The sequence below is a fragment of the Arthrobacter glycogeni genome (assembly GCF_054511155.1).
Genome location: NZ_JBTNDE010000015.1, coordinates 75,845 through 94,678 on the forward strand (window position 1 = coordinate 75,845; position 18,834 = coordinate 94,678).

15 protein-coding genes, 1 tRNA gene and 2 pseudogenes are annotated in these 18,834 nt (G+C 58.7%); 13 read left to right on the top strand and 5 right to left on the bottom strand.

Annotation, left to right across the window (positions count from 1 at the left end; all coding sequences use genetic code 11):
* Positions 1–80 precede the first annotated feature (80 nt).
* Positions 81–162, top strand: a tRNA-Leu gene (locus ACX80O_RS11680).
* 572 nt (positions 163–734) lie between these two features.
* Here the strand turns inward: ACX80O_RS11680 and ACX80O_RS11685 are convergent.
* The 3 genes and pseudogenes from ACX80O_RS11685 to ACX80O_RS11695 all read right to left on the bottom strand — a co-directional run bounded on the left by ACX80O_RS11685 (position 735) and on the right by ACX80O_RS11695 (position 3,168).
* Positions 735–2,054 carry a Y-family DNA polymerase gene (locus ACX80O_RS11685; protein ID WP_459333548.1) on the bottom strand — a complete coding sequence of 440 codons (1,320 nt, stop codon included), beginning with the start codon at positions 2,052–2,054 and terminating at the stop codon, positions 735–737.
* A 37-nt stretch (positions 2,055–2,091) separates the two neighbouring features.
* Positions 2,092–2,507: pseudogene (locus ACX80O_RS11690) on the bottom strand (LexA family protein).
* 91 nt (positions 2,508–2,598) lie between these two features.
* Entirely contained in the window at positions 2,599–3,168 is a 570-nt protein-coding gene (locus ACX80O_RS11695; protein ID WP_459333549.1) for a TetR/AcrR family transcriptional regulator, read from the bottom strand.
* A gap of 289 nt (positions 3,169–3,457) precedes the next feature.
* Between ACX80O_RS11695 and ACX80O_RS11700 the strand changes: the two genes are divergently transcribed.
* On the top strand, positions 3,458–4,561 hold the full coding sequence (locus ACX80O_RS11700; RefSeq protein ID WP_459333563.1) for an alcohol dehydrogenase catalytic domain-containing protein: 1,104 nt from the start codon (positions 3,458–3,460) through the stop codon (positions 4,559–4,561).
* A gap of 38 nt (positions 4,562–4,599) precedes the next feature.
* Positions 4,600–5,223, top strand: coding sequence for an endonuclease III domain-containing protein (locus tag ACX80O_RS11705; protein ID WP_459333550.1), 624 nt, complete (start codon positions 4,600–4,602; stop codon positions 5,221–5,223).
* 462 nt (positions 5,224–5,685) lie between these two features.
* Here ACX80O_RS11705 and ACX80O_RS11710 read toward each other — a convergent pair whose 3' ends face one another.
* Positions 5,686–6,180, bottom strand: coding sequence for a cupin domain-containing protein (locus ACX80O_RS11710; RefSeq protein WP_459333551.1), 495 nt, complete (start codon positions 6,178–6,180; stop codon positions 5,686–5,688).
* 349 nt (positions 6,181–6,529) lie between these two features.
* Between ACX80O_RS11710 and ACX80O_RS11715 the strand changes: the two genes are divergently transcribed.
* Complete coding sequence (locus ACX80O_RS11715) at positions 6,530–7,735, top strand: MFS transporter (RefSeq protein WP_459333552.1); 1,206 nt, start codon at positions 6,530–6,532, stop codon at positions 7,733–7,735.
* Positions 7,736–7,796: 61 nt separating this feature from the next.
* Here the strand turns inward: ACX80O_RS11715 and ACX80O_RS11720 are convergent, their stop codons facing one another.
* Positions 7,797–8,861 carry a spore photoproduct lyase family protein gene (locus ACX80O_RS11720; RefSeq protein WP_459333553.1) on the bottom strand — a complete coding sequence of 355 codons (1,065 nt, stop codon included), beginning with the start codon at positions 8,859–8,861 and terminating at the stop codon, positions 7,797–7,799.
* Positions 8,862–10,149: 1,288 nt separating this feature from the next.
* Here ACX80O_RS11720 and ACX80O_RS11725 point away from each other — a divergent pair.
* The 9 genes and pseudogenes from ACX80O_RS11725 to ACX80O_RS11765 all read left to right on the top strand — a co-directional run.
* Positions 10,150–10,953, top strand: a complete 804-nt coding sequence (locus ACX80O_RS11725; protein WP_459333554.1) for a GntR family transcriptional regulator — start codon at positions 10,150–10,152, stop codon at positions 10,951–10,953.
* 85 nt (positions 10,954–11,038) lie between these two features.
* Positions 11,039–12,139: a substrate-binding domain-containing protein gene (locus ACX80O_RS11730; RefSeq protein WP_459333555.1), complete on the top strand. Its 1,101-nt coding sequence runs from the start codon at positions 11,039–11,041 to the stop codon at positions 12,137–12,139.
* 123 nt (positions 12,140–12,262) lie between these two features.
* Positions 12,263–13,759 (top strand): sugar ABC transporter ATP-binding protein, encoded by a 1,497-nt coding sequence (locus ACX80O_RS11735; RefSeq protein ID WP_459333556.1) that lies wholly within the window; start codon positions 12,263–12,265, stop codon positions 13,757–13,759.
* On the top strand, positions 13,752–14,741 hold the full coding sequence (locus ACX80O_RS11740) for an ABC transporter permease (protein ID WP_459333557.1): 990 nt from the start codon (positions 13,752–13,754) through the stop codon (positions 14,739–14,741). Before ACX80O_RS11735 ends, ACX80O_RS11740 begins: the two co-directional genes overlap by 8 nt.
* Before the next feature lie 2 nt (positions 14,742–14,743).
* The gene (locus ACX80O_RS11745) at positions 14,744–15,871 is read left to right on the top strand and encodes a hypothetical protein (protein ID WP_459333558.1); all 1,128 of its coding nucleotides are present in this window, start codon (positions 14,744–14,746) and stop codon (positions 15,869–15,871) included.
* Complete coding sequence (locus ACX80O_RS11750; RefSeq protein ID WP_459333559.1) at positions 15,871–16,800, top strand: carbohydrate kinase family protein; 930 nt, start codon at positions 15,871–15,873, stop codon at positions 16,798–16,800. The genes ACX80O_RS11745 and ACX80O_RS11750 overlap by 1 nt, the downstream gene beginning before the upstream one ends.
* Positions 16,797–17,645 (top strand): BtpA/SgcQ family protein, encoded by an 849-nt coding sequence (locus tag ACX80O_RS11755; protein WP_459333560.1) that lies wholly within the window; start codon positions 16,797–16,799, stop codon positions 17,643–17,645. The genes ACX80O_RS11750 and ACX80O_RS11755 overlap by 4 nt, the downstream gene beginning before the upstream one ends.
* A 2-nt stretch (positions 17,646–17,647) precedes the next feature.
* A complete protein-coding gene (locus ACX80O_RS11760) occupies positions 17,648–18,334 on the top strand; it encodes a transaldolase family protein (RefSeq protein WP_459333561.1) in 687 nt (228 codons plus the stop codon).
* Positions 18,331–18,834 (top strand): annotated as a pseudogene (locus ACX80O_RS11765) (deoxyribose-phosphate aldolase); the annotation flags it as partial. The gene ACX80O_RS11760 and the pseudogene ACX80O_RS11765, both read left to right, overlap by 4 nt.

The following is an 18,834-nucleotide window of genomic DNA, read 5'->3' on the forward strand; positions in this document are numbered from 1 at the left end:
AGCCTATCGGCATGTAGAGTAGTTTCGCGCACTGACGAAGGCTTGAGTTGTTCATCTCCTATTCGTCGGGGCGCATGTTGGCCCGAATGGCGGAATTGGCAGACGCGCTGCACTCAAAATGCAGTATCGAAAGATGTGTGGGTTCAAGTCCCACTTCGGGCACAGTGTTTCCCCCTGTCAGAGGCTGTTTTCGCCTCTGACTGTGCACGAACCGGCTCAGATGGTGAACAGGGTGTGCCTGTTTCGGCGGGTGGGTTGCAATCTTCCTGTGGCGGTCGGCCTCCTTTCCCTCGTGGAGCCCTTGGTGGGCTTTCTTACTACTTCATAGGGGAATGGCGGGGAAGGTACATGACTTTGGAGGAAGTTTCTTCCGAGTTCCCCTCTTTTAGCTTCTGGCCGGCACCGACTGAGTCTGTCAGATTCTGTGCGTCGTTCTGATAGAGGAATCACTGCTGGGTACGAGGGGCCGGAGTGAACTTGGGGAACCGGGAGAGGGCCGGACTTTCGCGAGGAAACAAACGACGGAGGAGCGCCGAACGAAATTTTGGACATCTCGCGGCGCTTCGCGCCCTGGTTGCGCGGAGGCCCCGCCCAGCGATGATGGGGATCAGAATGACAAACAACGATGATGCTTCTGGTTATTCATGGGTATGTTTCGGCGGCACGGTATGAAACGCGCTCGAAGGGCTCACGATTCGACCGTCACTGACAGCTAGGTCTCCAACTAGGAGGTGTTACCGTGCTTTCACGATGGGTAGGTCTGCCCATTTGGTGGTGTACTGCGGCGAGAGCATGTCGCGTTTCATGGTCCATCCCGAGCCGCCTTTGAGGCCGGCGTGGCCGAGGCCGATGGAGGAGCGACCAAATTTCTGGCCAATCTCGTGTAGGAGCGGCCCGGTGTCTTTCTCTGGGGCTCGCTGGGTCCCGGCGGGGAGATCCAGGTCAAAGGTGAGAAGGGTGTCCTTGGTCGCCGCTGGTCGGAGATCGGTGATGATGACCCCTGCCCGGATGTAGGGCACTCCCTCTTCGATGAGCGGCAGGAGTTGGTGCGCGGCACGGGTGAGTTCGAGCGGGTTGGCGGTGTGCGCTGGCAGGGGTATGCAGATGCTCGGCGAGCTTTTGGTGCCCGTGGTGAACGGGGAGGTGCTGGCGAAGGCGGTGAGCACTCTTCCCTCGAGGTCTTTGCGGGCCAGGCGGGAGGCGGCTCCCTGGGCGTACACGCTCAGGGCCTGGTGCATCGCTTCGAGGGTGTTGACGGGGTTGGCGAAGGACCGTGAGAACAGGACCTGCTCATTACCGGTTGACTCGTTCGAGGTGATGCAGGGTGTCCCTTGCAGTTCCAGAACGGTGCGCATGAGGACCACTGAGAACCGTTTCCTGATCGCCACGGGGTTCGCGGCGGCCAGGTCCCACGCGCTGTCGATGCCGATAGCGTTCAAGCGCGCCGCGTTCTTCGCGCCGACGCCCCAGATGTCGGTGACTTTGAGCCTGCGTAAGAGCGCTTCCCGCTGGTCCGCCGGGATGAGGTCCCAGTGGCAGACGCCGTTGAGCTGAGTATTGCCTTTCGCCCACCGGTTTGCGAGTTTCGCCAGCGTTTTGGTCGGGGCGATCCCTACGCACACGGGAAGCCCGGTGTTCCGGCGCACGGTGGTCTTGAGGGTCTTGCCCGTGGCGTATTGCTCCAGGTGGGTGCCGCCGAGGGTGAGGAACGCTTCGTCAATGCTGTAGATCTCGAGGTTTGTGGTGTGCCGCCCGAGGATTTCCATGACGCGTGCGCTCATGTCTCCGTACAGCTCATAGTTGCTGGAGCGGACCTGTAAACCCCATTCCCTGGCCTGCCCTGCGATCTGGAACCACGGGGCACCCATCGGGATGCCCAGGGTCTTCGCCTCCGCGCTGCGGGTGATCACGCAGCCGTCGTTGTTCGACAGCACTACGAGAGGCCGTCCTTCCAACGAGGGGTCGAAGGCCCGCTCGGAGGAGACATAGAAATTGTTGACGTCCACCAACGCGATACTCGTGCTGACCCGACCCCGACCGGGTCCGTCAGACATGTCGGGGTCAGACATTCCAGGGCCGGAAATTCTGGAATTAGACATGGTGGAGGCATCGAGTGGCGACGCCCCAGATGACGAGGTTCTCGGGGTCAGCGACCTGGACGGGTGGGTAATCGGAGCTGGCGGCGACGAGCTCGATCGTGGTGATGGGTTCTTCGCCAGCACTGTTTCCAGAGCCCGTGCTCCTGCCTGGGGTCGTGTTGCTGTCGGTGATGCGTAGTCGCCGGATGATGAGTTCGCCGTCGACCACCGCGATGACCACTGACCCGTCCCTCGGTTGGAGGGCCCGATCGACGATGAGTTCGTCGCCGTCGGAAATCCCAGCGCCCTCCATGGCGTGCCCGGAGACCCGCACGATGTAGGTGCTGGTGATGTCCTTGATGAGGTGCCGGTTCAGTCAATCCGGTCCTCAAACCAGTCCTGGGCAGGAGACGCGAACCCGGATGGCATGAGTTCCGTCCGCGCGGCAGCAGGGGCGGGCCTGCCCAGGGAGGTCCCGGATGCACCGAAATCGCTCATGCCCTCGGTGCCCTGGGTCGCACTACGGCCATCCAAAGTTGAATTGTTCCGCTACTTCAGGAATGTCGTTCCTGGCTCGCGCCCTGAGGTTGGCCAGATCTGCGCCGAAAAATGCGTGCATATAGAGCGGATGCAGGGCGAGCTCCACGAATCGTTTTGCTCGAGGCATCGCGGCTGAAATGGACTCGTCGGTGGCGTCATCTGCAAGCGAACGCGCGATGTAACGCGCGCAGCCCTCGAAGCCCAGCCGGAACCCCTCCGATGCAATATCGGGGAAAGTGTCGCTCTCCGCGGACGTCGCACGCATGAGGGCGATGCTCTGGGATGTCAACGTGAGATCAGCAAGAGCAAGCCCTGCACTAGTCAACCGGTCCTGCACCGTCGCACCCACAGGGGTGGGGAGACTGTCGAGTGATTCGTTGATCCCGGAACGATGAATCACGGCCGCGAAAAGCTCCGCCTTCGTCGGAAACCGGCTATATAGAGTACTTTTCCCCGCTTTAGCCACATCAGCTATGTGCTCCATGGTGGCCCGCCCATATCCCTGTTCGAGGATCACTTGCGTCGCGGCATCGAGGATCCGGCGATCCACCTGTCCGGCCTCCCCTGAGCGCGGACGACCCCGTCGAGGGCGTTCATGCGCGGCATGCATCGCTGATGGCTCCCACCTCTAAAAACATACGTTCCTGTTCATTATGCGTTACAGGCGTCCGTTTCCCTGTTTGGAGTAATGATTGTGACGAATCAGACGCAAGTGTCCCTTTTCGTATCCGATGGGATATAAATAGACGATGCCGTCCCTTTATGGCGATGGCTAGCAGTTGACCGCCTAGGCTCGGTGGCGGCTGAAGCAAAAAACACAGGAGCGGTAAATGCGCGGGATGAGAGTAGCCCGAAGGGTCGGTGTCAATGAACCGTTCGAGATTGGAGGCGCCCCGGTTCCAGCACCTGGACAGAAAGAGGTCAGAGTGAAGGTTGGGGCATGCGGGCTTGTCCCCAACTCCTACAACGTTGTGACGGGAAAGACGCCCTTCGTCTTCCCTGATATGCCCTACATCTTCGGACTGGACGTTGCGGGCACGATCGACGCGGTGGGCGATTGCGTGCTAAATCTCCGGGTGGGGGACCGTGTTTGGATTGACCCGGTGTTTGTCTGCAATACCTGTGATGCCTGTCGTAGTGGACGTGGCGGGTGCCCCTTCACCACGATGCGCGGCTACATGGGTACCAGCCCGAGGTCTGCCGAGATCATCAACCAATGGCGGGACGGTGGGCTCGCGGAATACACGATCGCATCGGATGACAAAATCTCGCTCCTGCCCGATGCACTGGGTTTCCTTACCGCCTCCAGACTCGGCTACATCGGGACGTCGTACAACGGGCTCATGGCGGCCGGCCTCTCTGCTGGGGAGTCCCTGCTCATCAACGGTGCCACCGGAACACTCGGCATGGCTGCGGTGTCGATCGCGCTAGGCTTGGGTGCCACAAAGATCCTTGCCATCGGCCGTAACCAGGAGCGTCTGGACCTTGTGAAGAGTCTGGCCCCTGACCGGATCGACACCCTCTCGATCAACGACAACACAGATCCGAGCATGTGGGTGAAGTACCAGACCAACGGAGTCGGCGTCGACGTGTTCTATGACTGCCTCGGCGTCGGGGGCGACGCCAATAGCACCAACGCCCTGATCAAAACGGTGAGGCCTTTGGGCCGCACAGCGCTTGCTGCCGGTGGCGCAGAGGGTGACATCACGCGAAGCTACTCAGAGGCGATGGCACAAAGCTCTCCGATCCTGGGCACAGGTTTCGCGACACGAGCGCAGATGTACGACCTGCTGAACCTCATCGCCAGCGGCATTATCGACCTTTCCTACCTCACACACCGGACGTTTGCGCTCGAGGACGTCAACGAAGCGCTGCGATTTGTGGGCGACCGGACGGGAGGGCACGTCACCGTTTCTGTCCTACCTAACGGACCCCTCGATTAACCAGTAATCCGTTCACGCCATCTGAGAGGTTTCGCCCCGTGCACACCACCACCATTTCTAAGATCTATGACATCCTCGCGGAAACCTATCCCTTGTTCGAGGATTCCGATGACGAATGGATGAAAAACGGCTTATCGGACACCCCGTTCCGTGCACTCATTTCGGTTGCGCTGTCCACTATGACCAACGGCCCCCGAACCATTAAGGCCGCCGTCGGTCTCTTTGACAAGGTCAGCACCTTCGAGGAGATTCGAGACCTTCCCGACGACGAGTTGCGCGACATCATTCGGTCCGTTGCCCATTACAACAGGAAAACGTTGAGCCTGAAAGAAATGAGCCGCCAAATTCTGCGTGATCATGGCGGGGAGATCCCCACCACGCATGTGGAACTCATGCAGTTGCGGGGGATCGGTCGGAAGTGCGCGGACATCATGATGAACTTCCAGTACGGCACTCCGACCGTAGCTGTCGACACCCACGTACACCGGGTCGTGAATCGGCTTGGCATGGTCCACACAAGCACGCATGAGCAGACCGCCGACGCTCTCACCGACGCCACCCCCGACAGCTACAAGCAGCACGCACACGAGTGGCTTATCCAACACGGCATGAAAACCTGCATCGCCCGCAAACCCAAATGCCAAGAATGCCCACTGCAGTAATACTGCGCCTACTACGAAAAAGACAGGTGCGCGGCAGGCGAGTGAACGGCCTGCTCAACCGCCGATTCGATTGCAGAGGTTTACCGGCAGCTAGTACATGTCATTGAGCTGGCTTAGCCAGGACTGGAAGTGTTCTGGGCCGTCGAAGTGGGCGCCGGTGGTCCTACTGACTTCCGGGGCAATATCGGGTCGCCTGCATCTGTGATTTCCACCACCACGGCGCCGATCAAATGGGTATGGAGTCCGTGTCACGAACTCATTAGCCCCCGTTTTCTGACCGGCGGACCTCGTCGGATCCACCGGTGTGTCGCTCCCACTTCCGTAAAGCCCTGGCCATGAGAAGAGTGCTGGCGAACAATTCGGCGCCGAGCGCGACGTGGCCCCCGCAGTTCCGGCTACCGTTTAGCGGTTGGTCGGCTACGAGCCGCTTGACCACGACGCCCGACCCTTTGATGCGGGACGCTACACCATTCGCATCGGTCCGAATCGTGTCTGCAATTCAGGAATCCAAGTACGGTCCAGGGTCAGACCGTACTGATTACGGAGCACAATCACGTCTTGATCGGTGGACGGACCAGGCTCCTCAAGCAGTGCAGCGACCTGCTCGAAGAGCCGCTCGAAGCCGCCGGGTGAAATGGTTTCCACGATGAGCGCTGGTTCCGGTCCGGGGTTCCAGAACGTGTGCATGACCTGACGTGGTTTCCATACGTAGGTGCCTGCTGGTGCCTGAATCTCTTGGTCACCAACCCGGGCCCAAATGGTGCCACTTACCACATAGGAAAGTTCGTCCTCGTGCTGGTGCGTATGCGGTTCAACGATGACTCCCGGCTCGATGGGGTGTTCCACGACCGAGAAATTACCTCCGGTCTGCTCGCTGTAAACCATGAATCGAACGCCCAAACCACCGAGATCGACCAGTTTGCCATGATCGGTGCCTAAGAAGTATTCCCCGTCCATGCGGGGATAGTACATCTCCGCATGGGGCTGCACAATATCCCTCGTTGACTCCTAGAAAACCTCCGCGTGCCTCCTCACGCTCCGATCAGTCCGGTGATTCTCTGCTGTCGAACGCAACAACGGGTCCTCGTCGAGTGACTGCCGGCTCAGTCGACCACGTCGATAAGCGCTGGAGGAAAGTCGGAGTCTGTAGTGGCAGACTTACTGGCTACAGGCCGTTTGCCCGCTTACGACATAAGCTAAAGCTTGTCGCCAGACTCGACAGCCAGGTCAGAGCTCGCACTGATTTGGCCGGGTGGAATCCGAGGCGGCGGTGCCCCACCGCTCGTGAAGGATGGAAGAACGCTCTATGTCTGCTCCTACCCGAAACTCACAGGACCGCACTGTCAGGTTCGGGTTCGCGTTCATTGGTGTTCTGGTCGTCGCAGTTAACCTTCGGGTGTCCTTTGTCAGCGTGGGACCAGTGCTCGCGAACATCGGTAGCGATCTCCAACTATCCAGCGCTGCGGCAGGACTCCTCACCGGTCTTCCGCTGATTATGTTCGCAGTCTGCTCACCGATAGCCCCCCGCATCGCTTCCCGTTTGGGTCTCGATCGGGCGCTGTGGCTGTCCCTGATGATCCTCGCCGCCGGCATTGTGCTTCGCTCGTTACCTGTGCCCGGCTTCATTTGGGTGGGTACGGTGTTGATTGGCCTCGCTATCGCGTTTCTTAATGTCCTGGTGCCGTCACTCGTGAAGCGCGACTTTCCACTGCGGATCAGTCAGGTTACCGGAAGCTACACAGCCGCTCAGGCTGCATTCGCTGCGATTGGGGCCGCCGTCGTCGTGCCTGTAGCACAAACGACTCCAGCTGGATGGCGGCTTGCCCTAGGAATCTGGGTGGGACTGGCTCTGATAGCAATGGCCGTGCTCCTGCCGTGGCTCCGCCAGTACAGGTTTGGTACACCGCACGTCACCCTCCCTGAGATCTCTTACCGATCGCCGTGGGTCTCGGCGCTGGGCTGGCAGGTGACGATTTTCATGGGGCTGCAATCCATTGGTTTTTACGTCTTGATGGCATGGCTACCCTCTATCGAGCAGAGTCGCGGAATTTCCGCCTCCACCGCGGGCGTTCATCTGTCGGCGTTCTTGCTCATCAGTGTGTTTGCTAGTCTCGCTGCAGGTGGGATCATTCACCGAAGTTCTGACCAGCGATTTGTAGCCACCATAAGCGGGGCTTTTATGTTCGTGACGTTTGTCGGACTAGCACTTGTGCCGGACCTTATCTTGCTGTGGATCATTCTTGGAGCAATCGGGTGCGGGAGCCTCATCGTTATTGCTCTGTCGCTGTTCAGTCTCCGAACCGTCAATCACCCGCAGGCGGCATCTTTGTCAGGCATGGCGCAGTCGGTCGGTTACGGTCTCGGTGCCGTTGGGCCTGTGATGTTCGGCGGTCTACGCGATGTGAGCGGGGGATGGACGCTTCCGCTTCTGGTCACCGCCAGCATCATGGCGGTTCTTGCCGTGTTTGGCGTACTGGCCGGGCGTGACCTTGTGATTCGCCATCCTGATTGACCCAACGCTTTTCTGAGCTTCGCCGACTAATCTTCCAGAGTGATGTGTCGATGGGTCAAGCTCAGAACGCGTAGCGGATGCGGCAATAGGGTGCGATTTCTTCTATCAAGGCGGTCAGTTGCCGAACATAGCCAGCCTTGGTGCCTGAACGGTAGCGGACGTTGGTAAAGCCGTTGGATGAAACCTTCGATTCTTGAATATCCGGACGCCACAGCACCTTCTCAGCTTGCGGATGCCACCCTAGGTTCACCTCGTGTAACCGCTCGTTGTGGGTCAGGAAGATGACCTCTGCCGCCAGTTGGGCTTTCGCGGCTGGTGTGAGGGTGGCATCGAGCTGGCGGAGCATCTCCTCCCAATCGCTGAGCCAGGTGTCGGTAACGATGACGGGGGAGAAGTTGACGTGTACCTCATACCCAGCTTCAACGAAGTCATTGATCGCAGCCATGCGTTCAGCCACAGGCGAGGTTCGGACGTCAATCGACTTCGCCAGCTCCACGGGCATGAGCGAAAAACGGATCCTCGTGTGTCCGCCGTGGTCCCAGCCGAGCATTGATGGGTTCACGTACTTGGTGGCGAAAGACAGTTTTGCGTTGGGTATGTCACGGAAGAGCGTGACGAGATCCTCCACATTGTCACTGATCAACGCGTCGACTGAGCAGTCACTATTTTCTCCGATGTCGTAGACCCAAAGTTCAGGATCGCACTGGTTAGGCTCCAGTTTCATGCCCTGGCGAGTGGCGTGCCGATCAAGCGCTCCCGCGATCTGCGAAATGTTCGCGAACACGGTGACCGGATTGCTGTATCCCTTGTGCCGGGGTACGTAGCAATAGGCACAGGCCATGGCGCAGCCATTGGCGGTTGAGGGTGCAATAAAATCTGCGGACCGCCCGTTCGGCTTTACTGTCAGCGCTCTCTTGACGCCGAGGACCAGTGCCTCGGTCTTAATCCGGGACCACCGTGGGACGTTCGTTTCATCACCGTGAAGCTCCGGAATGTTCCAGTGGTTGTCGACCAGCAATACCTCGGCCTCCGGCCACCGCTGGACAATCTCTTTCCCTCGGGGCAACTCCAACGCGGCGGGTTGAGCGTAGATGCGACGGATCTGTAGCAGCCGGTTGAACTCCATGACTCCACCGTAATCCTCATCAGCAACAACATTGAAGAAGTCATGGGATTAGCAGATCTCATATGGGTCATGGGTCAGGGCCGCGCAGTAGCCAGCCGTAAAGCTGACGAAACAACCGGCCGTGAACTCGTAGAGCTACTCACCGGAGCAGACATAGCCAGCGAACAATTCCACTATCGCGTTGTTCAGCTACTCTGGTTCGCTCAGAGCCTGCCCTGCCGGCACGTTGTCGAGGTAAGAAGGCTTTCATGAATGCTTCATGGATAGCAGGTGCTTCGACTTGGCTGTGTGTTCGGCGATCGGCGGTAATAATCTGGGTCAGAGTCCTTGGCACTCGCCAGCGTCGCAATGATGTTTCTCGGGGAAGGTTGTACTGACCCCCTCCGCTAGCCACCACTCTCGAATATCGGTTGATCCGACAAAACGACTTCGCACACTTTAGTCATGTGCGCTTTCGTCATTTCGTCGATGAGATATTCGAGAAAGGAGATTAGCCATCATGAATTCCGCGCTCCAGAGCTTTCGCATTGTTGCCCTGGTAGGGGTCCAACCCGAGCTCCCGCTGTATGCCGGGACTGACCGACGTCCCGGTCAGGTAAGTCTTCGGAGAAAGACGAACGGCGTCGCTAAACCCGAGAGACGGCGACCGGCAAGTTCATCCCCTAATAGGGCAGAAAAAGGGGTGTGCACAATGTGCACACCTTGGGGGTCGGACCGGGGCGTATCAGTGTCGGTCTGGGCCGGTTTGGGGAGGTTTTCGGGGGAGGCCAGTGTTTGCAAGGGGGCAAAGCCGGTTCAAGTCCCACTTCGGGCACATGTTTCCCCTAGTCAGAGGCTGTTTCGCTCTCTGACTGTGCACAAACCGGCTCTTATCGTGAACAGGGTGTGCCTGATTTGGTGGGTTGGTTGCAGTCTTCCTGTGGCGGGCTATCCCCTTTCTCTCCTGAAGCCCTTGGTGGGCTTTCTTACTACTTCATGGGGGAGTAACCGCCGGGGTACATGACTTCGGTGACGGTATTTTTACCCGGTCCCACTCCTGGCGAAAGCCGCTCAGGCGAAGCGGCTTTTTATGGCGGACCGGTCAAAGGATTCATCACCACGAGAGGACAACGCCCGTACAACTCGCGCTTGTTCCGGACGGCTCCATCGACCTCGACGTTCGGGTTTGTGAGTATTTTGGCGTGGAGCCGCAAGGGCGGAACCGGGCGATCGTGAATCCGCGCGGCCAGTCCGAGCAATTGATGTGTGCGGGGTAGCTTGAGCCGACAGAGGTGTAGCGGAAGATCACGTGGGTTCGGAAGAAACCATTGACACCGATCAGTTGATGGGTAAACATGTTGTCATGACAACTCGGATTGATCGTCGCAATGCCGCTCCCCTTTATGTTCAACTGGAGCAGGCCATTCTGACCTATATCCATGAGCGGAATCTCGCGCCCGGGGACAAGTTACCCACTGAGGCGGAGATTGCTCAGACTTATGAGGTCTCCCGGCAGACCATCCGTCAAGCTCTGTCGCGTCTCGTCGCTGACGGACAAGTTGAGCGGATCCAAGGTCTTGGATCTTTTGTCGGCAAACCCCGCCCTAGTCATCAGTCGCTGCTCACTTCATTTACTCAAAACATGAAGTCGCAAGGCTATGACCCTAAGAGGCTGCTCCTGGAGTCCGCAATTGTCGATAGTCCACCGGTTATTCAGTCGGTAACCGGATCGAAGGGTTCGTGCCAGTTCGTGCGGCGGTTGTTGCTTGCTGATGGCAACCCGATTGGTTTAGCTGAGACTTGGCTGCCCGTTGAAAGCCTGGCTGGGAGGCTCGATCTGTTCAACGCCGAGATTCTGGAGTCGAACTCCCTGTACGAACTGCTGCAGGGTCCCAAGATCGGGCTCCAGCTGGATCGCGGAGTCGAAACTGTGCGTGCCGGAGCCGCAAGCGATGAAGAAGCACATCATCTGATGTGTCCTGCGAACAGCCCTACTCTCATTGTTCGGCGTGTCAGCTACACCCCGTCGAACCGACCGGTCGAATGGACGGTCATGACCTTCCCTGCGGATCGGTACGAGTACCGCGTCGAGCTCACCCATTTACCTAGCTAACATCCAAACTTCACTCGTTCAACCAGCTAACACCCAAGCTCGCGGCAGCCGCTGAGGGCAAACGGCATCACTCAAAGGAGAGTTCATGTTTAGAAAAGTCGGTTTTTCAGTCGCGGTCGTCGCCTTGGCAATGGCTTCTACGGGGTGCCAAGCCTCAAGTATCGCAAGCAACAGTGAATCAACTGAAGGCGGCGGCCAGGAATACGAGAGCCTGCCCTACACCGATATTCTGCCCGTGGAGGAAGGTGCAATTGGCGGTGCCGACTCAGATACGATCACTATCGGCTTTTCTCAGACGTGCTTCAATCATCCGTGGCGGACTGCCATGATTGAGAGCGCGGAAGCTGAGGTCGCACGGCACCCTGGTGTTGAGCTCGTCGTGACTGACGGTAATTGCGATGTGGCGGACCAGGCTAATGATGTGTCCGATCTGATGTCGCGTGGAGTTGACGCGATCATTCTCAGCCCGGTGGAATCTGCCGGACTTGCGCCTGCGGCGAATCGCGTGGTGGACGCCGGGATTCCCTTGATTGTGCTCGACCGTGATGTGCCTGCGGAGAAGACCGTGTTTGTGGGTCAATCGAACGTGGAGATGGCCTATGACACTGCGATGGCAATGATCGACGACCTCGGCGGCGAAGGGAAAATTCTGGAGATTACGGGCTTGTCTGGATCTTCTGCTGCTACCGACCGAAGCGCCGGTCTGCGTCAGGCTTTGGAAGAATCCCCCGGTATCGAGATCCTTGCGGTAGGCGACGGGGAATGGGTTCGCGAACCGGCCGTCGGAGTTATGGATGATTGGCTCACGAAATACGACCAAATTGATGCGGTCTTCTCGCACGCCGAAGAGTCTTCATGGGGAGCTCAGCAGGCAATCGCCAGCGCCGGACGTTGCGATGACGACATCTTGCATTACACCCATGACGGATCAGCCCCAGGGTTTGAGTGGGTACGAGACGGTGGGTTCCAAGCCGACGGTAATTACAGTCCCTTCATCGGAGACATAGGTGTCCGGGCGGCCATCTTGGCGCTCCAGGGCGAAGAGATTTCTGGCGCGGAAGCATACGAGGAGCCGGGGCAGAAATTGCAGCTCCCGAGCCTTCCGGCAGTAGTCCCGGACAATGCCGAGGAATGGATTCCTAAGGGTTGGGGTGACTTCGAAACGCCTGTCGACCCGTGCGCCTAATTGACTCGCGCCGTTGCCCCCAGGTACATCCGTTACGCCTGACCGGAGAAATTCATGACAAACGCGTTAGTTGAGCTACGTGGTATTACCAAACAGTACCCGGGGGTAGTTGCGCTCAAAGGGGTGGACTTTGATCTGCAGGCCGGCGAAGTACACGCGCTTGCCGGAGAAAATGGTGCAGGCAAGTCCACTCTCATGAAAGTTCTCGGTGGAGGGGTTGCACCGGATGCTGGGGAAATCCGTGTTGGCGATCAAATTGTTCGGCTACGAAGTCCAAAGGATGCGTTGGCCCTCGGGATCAGCGTGGTGCACCAGGAGTTGGTCAGTGCACCCATGCTCAGCGTTACCGAGAACATTCTCCTTGGCCGACTACCTCGGCGAGGGGGCCGGGTTCTCTGGGCTGCCGCCCACACCCAAGCCAGGGCGGTGCTAGACCGACTCAACTTGGACATTAGCGAACGCACGGAAATGAGCCGGCTCAGCCTGGGTCAACAGCAACTCATCGAGATTGCGCGGGCCCTCGTCCGCGACACGAAGGTACTGGTCCTTGATGAGCCTTCGGCCATTCTTGGACAAGCGGAGCTTGAGGTTCTGTACACGGTGGTTGACACTCTCCGTCAACAAGGGGTGGGGATCGTCTATATTTCCCATCGGCTCGGAGAGGTAATGAGTCTGAGTGACCGGGTGACGGTCTTGAAGGACGGAGTCCTTCAAGACACCCTTTCAGTCGAAGACCTGTCCGAAGAACGTTTGGTCACGCTTATGACGGGGCGAGAACTAACTGCCCCTGTGCGATCAGGCATAGCCCCGGATGCTCCGGTATTGCTTGATGTGCAGGATCTTCAAGTCAAAGGAGGGCGCGCCCCTATCAGCTTCTCGGTCAGAGCCGGAGAAATTGTCGGGTTTGCGGGACTTGTGGGATCCGGTCGGACAGAGGTGGCTAGGGCCATCATTGGAGCAGACAGGGCACCAGGACGCGTCTACATCGACGGCGATCTACTTCAACGTCGCAACCCCAGATCCTCCCGTCGACGAGGGCTCGCCTACCTACCCGAAGATCGAAAAGATCAAGGCCTGCTGCTGCACCGATCGATCCGCGAGAACATTGGTTTGGCAAGCCTAAAAACCAGGTCCAGATGGGGCCTGCTCCGATCTTCACACGACAAAGCAGATACACAGCGGCACGCAAGCGCCGTCGGATTGAAGGCCTCGGACCTAAACTCCAACGCCGCGACCCTTTCCGGCGGAAATCAGCAAAAGGTGATGCTCGCACGGTGGCTCGCCGCTTCCCCTACGGTTCTCATTCTCGACGAGCCAACCCGGGGGATCGACGTCGGAAGCAAAAGTGAAATATACAAGCTGATGAAGGAATTGACCGATAGTGGTCTTGCCGTCGTCATGATTTCCAGCGAAATAGAGGAAGTTCTTGCCATGTCAGACCGGGTTATCGTCATGCGTGAGCGCCGAATCGTCGCAGAGTTTACTGGTGATGAGATCTCGGAAGAGGCGGTCACACGCGCCGCAATTGTCTCTGACGATCAGGTTCGTCCCGGCAATCCGCTTCCGGAAACAAATGCGCCCGAGGGCCTCTCAACTATACGAGGAGTAGTCAATGACTGATCAAAGCGGCACACTCACGGCTCCGGCACAACGTCCCAAATTAGGGCGGGCAAACGGTATCGGACCGTATGTGCGAAAGTATGGAGCCGCTGGTGCCCTAGTGCTGCTCGTTGTAGTCGCTAGCGTTACCGCGGAGAATTTTCTCGAGGTGCAAAACATTCTGAATGTCTTGCGCCAGATTTCGATCGTCGGTGTGCTGGCACTTGGAATGACTTTTGTAATCATCACCGCGGGGATCGATCTGTCCGTCGGCGCGATGTTGACGGTCGTCGTGGTCTATACGGCCAACACAGTGCAAACTATGGGGGTAGTCCCCGCGATAGCCGTCGCGTTGGCGGTGGGTGCCTTCTTGGGATTGCTCAACGGACTCGGCATCACCCTGGGCGGTGTTCAACCTTTCGTGATGACGCTCGGAATGATGGCTTTCGCCAAAGGAATAGCACTTTTGTACACGCAGGGGCGGCCGATCCCAATTACGAACGAGGCATTTCTGCAGTTCGGTAGCGGACGGACTCTGGGTATACCCAATCCGGCACTGGTGTTCCTTATTCTGCTTATCGTCGCCTGGGTTGTCCTCCGGCATAGCGTTTTTGGGCGGTCGGTATATGCGGTGGGGGCAAACGAAGAAGCAGCACGACTCTCCGGGATTCCGGTAAAGCGAGTCAAATGTACTGTCTACGTCATTTCCGGAGTCATGGCCGGCGTAGCGGGGATACTCTACGCCAGCCAACTAGGCGTCGGGACCCCGGTTGCGGGAGACGGGTATGAACTCGATGCCATCGCTGCGACCGTCGTGGGAGGCACCAGCCTATTCGGCGGGTTGGGCACAGTGGGCGGAACCTTTATCGGCGCCGCACTCCTCGGGGTGCTCTCGAACCTGCTCAATCTCACCGGAGTGAGCCCCTACGCGCAGAACCTCTTCAGCGGCACGCTCATCGTGGCCGCCGTGATGTTGCAGCGACGAAATGCGCAGGGGCGCTGACGATGACTTCTCAATGGCTTACTTCACGCGCTGATATGTGGGAGAAATGCGATCAGCTGATCACTCAGGACGCCGCGCTCGAATTGCTGATCTCCGTTGCCGATACACCTGCACCATCCGGCGCATCGTCCATCACCCGCGGCGAACAAGTGAGGCTGTGGTGGTCAAAGCAGGGACTAGAGAGTTCGGGTGCACAACTGACGTTGGATGCCTACCGCAGCGGCTGCGACCTGTTGTCCCTTGGCACCGGAGGATTGCGTATGCTGGCTCACCTCGACGAGGTTTCCTACCTGCTCGACGGGCCGGCCGGGTCACCAGGACTCTGGTGGGTAGCACCGTATTGCTACCACCTGGCAGAGAAACCGGCCCCGGCCCGCGCTATCCGCTTCGCCCCGGATGGTTCGTGGGTAACGGTCGCCACCGGTGAAGTGACCATGGTCGGAACACGACACGTATTCCAGACGCCTGAAACAACCCAGTTAGGCCCCGCAGATCGAATCGTGCTGGCCAGCGAGGTCTCAGTCGACCTCAAAACGAAACGCGTAACCGGTTCGTTGGATAACGCCGCTGGAGTCGCGTCCGCTCTGCTTGCTGCCTCGGTACTCAGCGCGATGGGCATCCCATTCTCCCTCGGGTTGACCGACGAGGAGGAGGGTCCCAGCGGAGCCAGCAGCCAAACGATTTCCCGAGGAGCGGCACGGCTGCTGCGTCACTTGGAGGACGCGCCCCTTGCGGTCGCGATCGACATTCATGGAGTTCCGACCGAGGACCTGACGTCGGTGCAGGACCACGACAAACCGTGGGGTGCTTCGCTGGCAGAATTTTCGAGCCACGGCAGGGGCTCGGTCGCCCCGCCCCATCTATTTGCGGGGGTGAAGGATCTGCTTTGCTCGTTGCAGGATCACGGAGTGAATGTAAAGCAGAACGTCGGCGGTTACGTACCGCGCTCCGACGACGTAACAGCCATGACGCATAGCAACCGCGTCATCATTCTCGGATACCCCGGAATGAATAGGCATTTCGATCGCGGGCTACCGGCAACTAATCTTGAGGATTTGTTACACCTCGCACGTGCGCTGGTTGTCCTCGGAGTTGCCGTGCATTCCAAGCAGTTGGCGGTGGACTGGTGATGGGGGAGATGCATGGACTCTTGACCATCGGGGAGTTGACTGTCGATGATGTGGTTGTCGAAGATGATCGCGCAGATTGGAAGCAAGCTGGCGGAGGCGCGTTATACAGTGCGGTCGGGGCACTGGTATGGACCAACGACGTAGCGCTGAACAGTGTTGTTGGAACGGACTTCCCTGAGGGGCTGCTATCGAGTTTGGACGCACAAGGTATTTGCCTTGATGCCGTGTCCAGGTCCCCTCACGCGCTGAGCATTGGGCTCTGGTTGCTCTATGAATCCGACGGAACACGCCGACAATTTGAGAAGAAGCGCGGAGCTACATTCGCCGATACGGACCGGCTCCGGGTCTCCCCATACACCGCTGGCTTGAACCCGTTAGGCGTCCACATTGCACCTCAGTCGAGTCAAGGACAGGTGCTCGCACTTCAGCATTTGGCCGGACGGGACGTGGTGCGCACCCTGGACTTGCTCATTGAACCCTCCATCGACAAGACACCATACCTAGATGGGTCAGTTTTCAGAGAGCTCGATGCGTTCCTTCCTAGCGCCCAAGAGGTCCGGGACGTTTGGGGACACTCAGACATTCAAACCCTCTCAAACTGGCTGATCGCACACGGCAGCAACGCAACGTTAGCTATCAAACGCGGCCCCGATGGGGTCGACGTCCTCGCGGAAGGAACAGTCACAAACGTTCCTACCGTAATAGACGACCTAATCGACCCCACAGGCGCAGGCGATGCCTTTTGCGGCGGCTTTCTCGCAGGTCTGGTCGCAACCGGTGACCCCATCGAAGCCGCCATTCGAGGTAGCGTCTCCGCGTCCTTTGTATGCGAAACACGAGGCGCCGTGGCAGCCGCCATCCGAATTGATCCTGAAATCGCCGAGCACCGGGCCACCAAGGCGCGGCGCTTACTCAGAAAGGTCTCATGAATACCTCCGCCCCGGTCGTCGCTCCCGCCGATGATCCGCTCATCGCATTATTTGCCAACATCAAACCACTCATCGGAACCGTTCATTTGGAGCCTCTGCCAGGAGCGCCCCGATACCGCGGAGCGCCTATGAGGGAAATTATCGAGCGCGCCGTCGAAGACGCACGTCGCTATGCAAACGGGGGCATTGACGGTCTTATCGTGGAAAACGAAGGAGACATCCCTTTTCTTAAACCGGACCAGGTGGGCCCCGAAACCGTTGCAGCCCTATCCGTCATAACCGCAGCCGTCGTCGAAGCGGTTCGTGTCCCTGTCGGCGTATTCTGTCTCGCTAATGCAACCCACCAAAGCATCGCGATCGCCAAGTCGGCCGGTGCGCAGTTCATCCGTGCCAATCAGTGGGCCAATGCCTACGTCGCAAACGAAGGGTTCATCGAAGGAGCGGCCGCCACAACCCTCCGGTACCGGGCCGCAATACATGCGCATGACATCAAAGTCTTCGCGGACGTCCACGTAAAGCACGGTAGCCATGCAATCGTCGCGGACAGATCAATCGCTGAGCTAACACTGGATACAGAGGCATTCGATGCCGATGTTCTCATCGCCACCGGCCACCGAACAGGCAACCCAACCACCGTCGAGGAAGTTTTGGACATCTCTTCAGTCGCCACCCGCCCGGTTCTTGTGGGCAGCGGCCTGAACGCTTCAAATGCGGAGGCGCTGCTGGGCGTCGCCAGCGGCGCAATAGTTGGCAGTGCCATGAAAGAGGGCGGTGTTTGGTGGAATCCGGTGTCGGTGGAACAAACGCGGCGGATCGTGACCGAAGCCGAGAAAGCGAGGCGATAACAATGGAACTCCTATTCCTAGATTCAGCCAATCCGGACCATGTTCAATTGGCAGCGGACTCGGGAATCGTGGCAGGCGTCACGACCAACCCCGCAATAATCCAGCAAGGATCACCAAATGCCGATCCGATAGATCACTTAGTGTCACTTCTCGATCTCTTCACCCGCGGACCGGTTTTTTTCCAGATTCATGCCCACGATAGGACCTCAGCCGAGGTTCTCATTGAACGAACCTTGCTGCAGACGGGTTCCAACGCGGACCGCCTAGTGCTGAAACTTCCTGCGCAGCCGTGGTGGTTTTCTCTAGGGGCTGACCTAGTCAGAGCTGGCCAGAAAGTGGCATTCACCGCCGTATATCAACCCGGCCAAGTTATGGCCGCAGTGCAGGCGGGCGCGTCCTACGTGATCCCCTATGTTGATAGAGCACAGAGACTCAGGCCCCTGCAAACGAACCTGCTTGGAGACCTACGGGCCGTCGCTGGAGATCACCTGTGTGTCCTCGCGGCGAGCATCAAGACTCCTGAACAGGCGGTATCAGCGCTCACCTCAGGTGCCCATGCAATTACCGCCTCATGGGCAGTGCTTCACGAACTAATGGTCGATGACCTTACCGACGCAGCAATCGATCAGTTCCATGCACAGGTTCCCGAATTGAAGATTCCGGCGACAACAAGTACGGAGAACTTATGACTATTCAAGCTCTCCCTTCCGTCATCGCTATTGCTCCTGCGTCCCGGGCGTTGGAAGTGATTGGCGGGGACCTCACCGAGAAGGCCCTGAAACGGTACCTCGAAGGCATCGCGGGCGTCGACGCCGTTGGCCTTGAGGCGCGTGCCGCGTCGCTGGGGACCCGGTCGATCAAGACCACCTCGAAGGCGTGGGCCCTGGACAAGATCATCTCCCTGATTGACCTGACCACTCTGGAAGGTTCTGACACGCCGGGCAAGGTCAGGTCTCTTGTCGCGAAGGCCCTGGTTCCCGACGCCGACGACCTTTCCACCCCCCGGGTGGCGGCGGTTTGCGTGTACGGCGACATGGTTCCCTACGCCGTCGAGGCGCTGGGGAGGGCCCACGACGCGGACGCGCCGGGCCGGATCAATGTTGCGGCGGTTGCTACGGCGTTCCCGTCCGGGCGGTCGTCGCGGTCGGTGAAACTCTCGGACACCGCTGATGCTGTCGCTGCGGGGGCC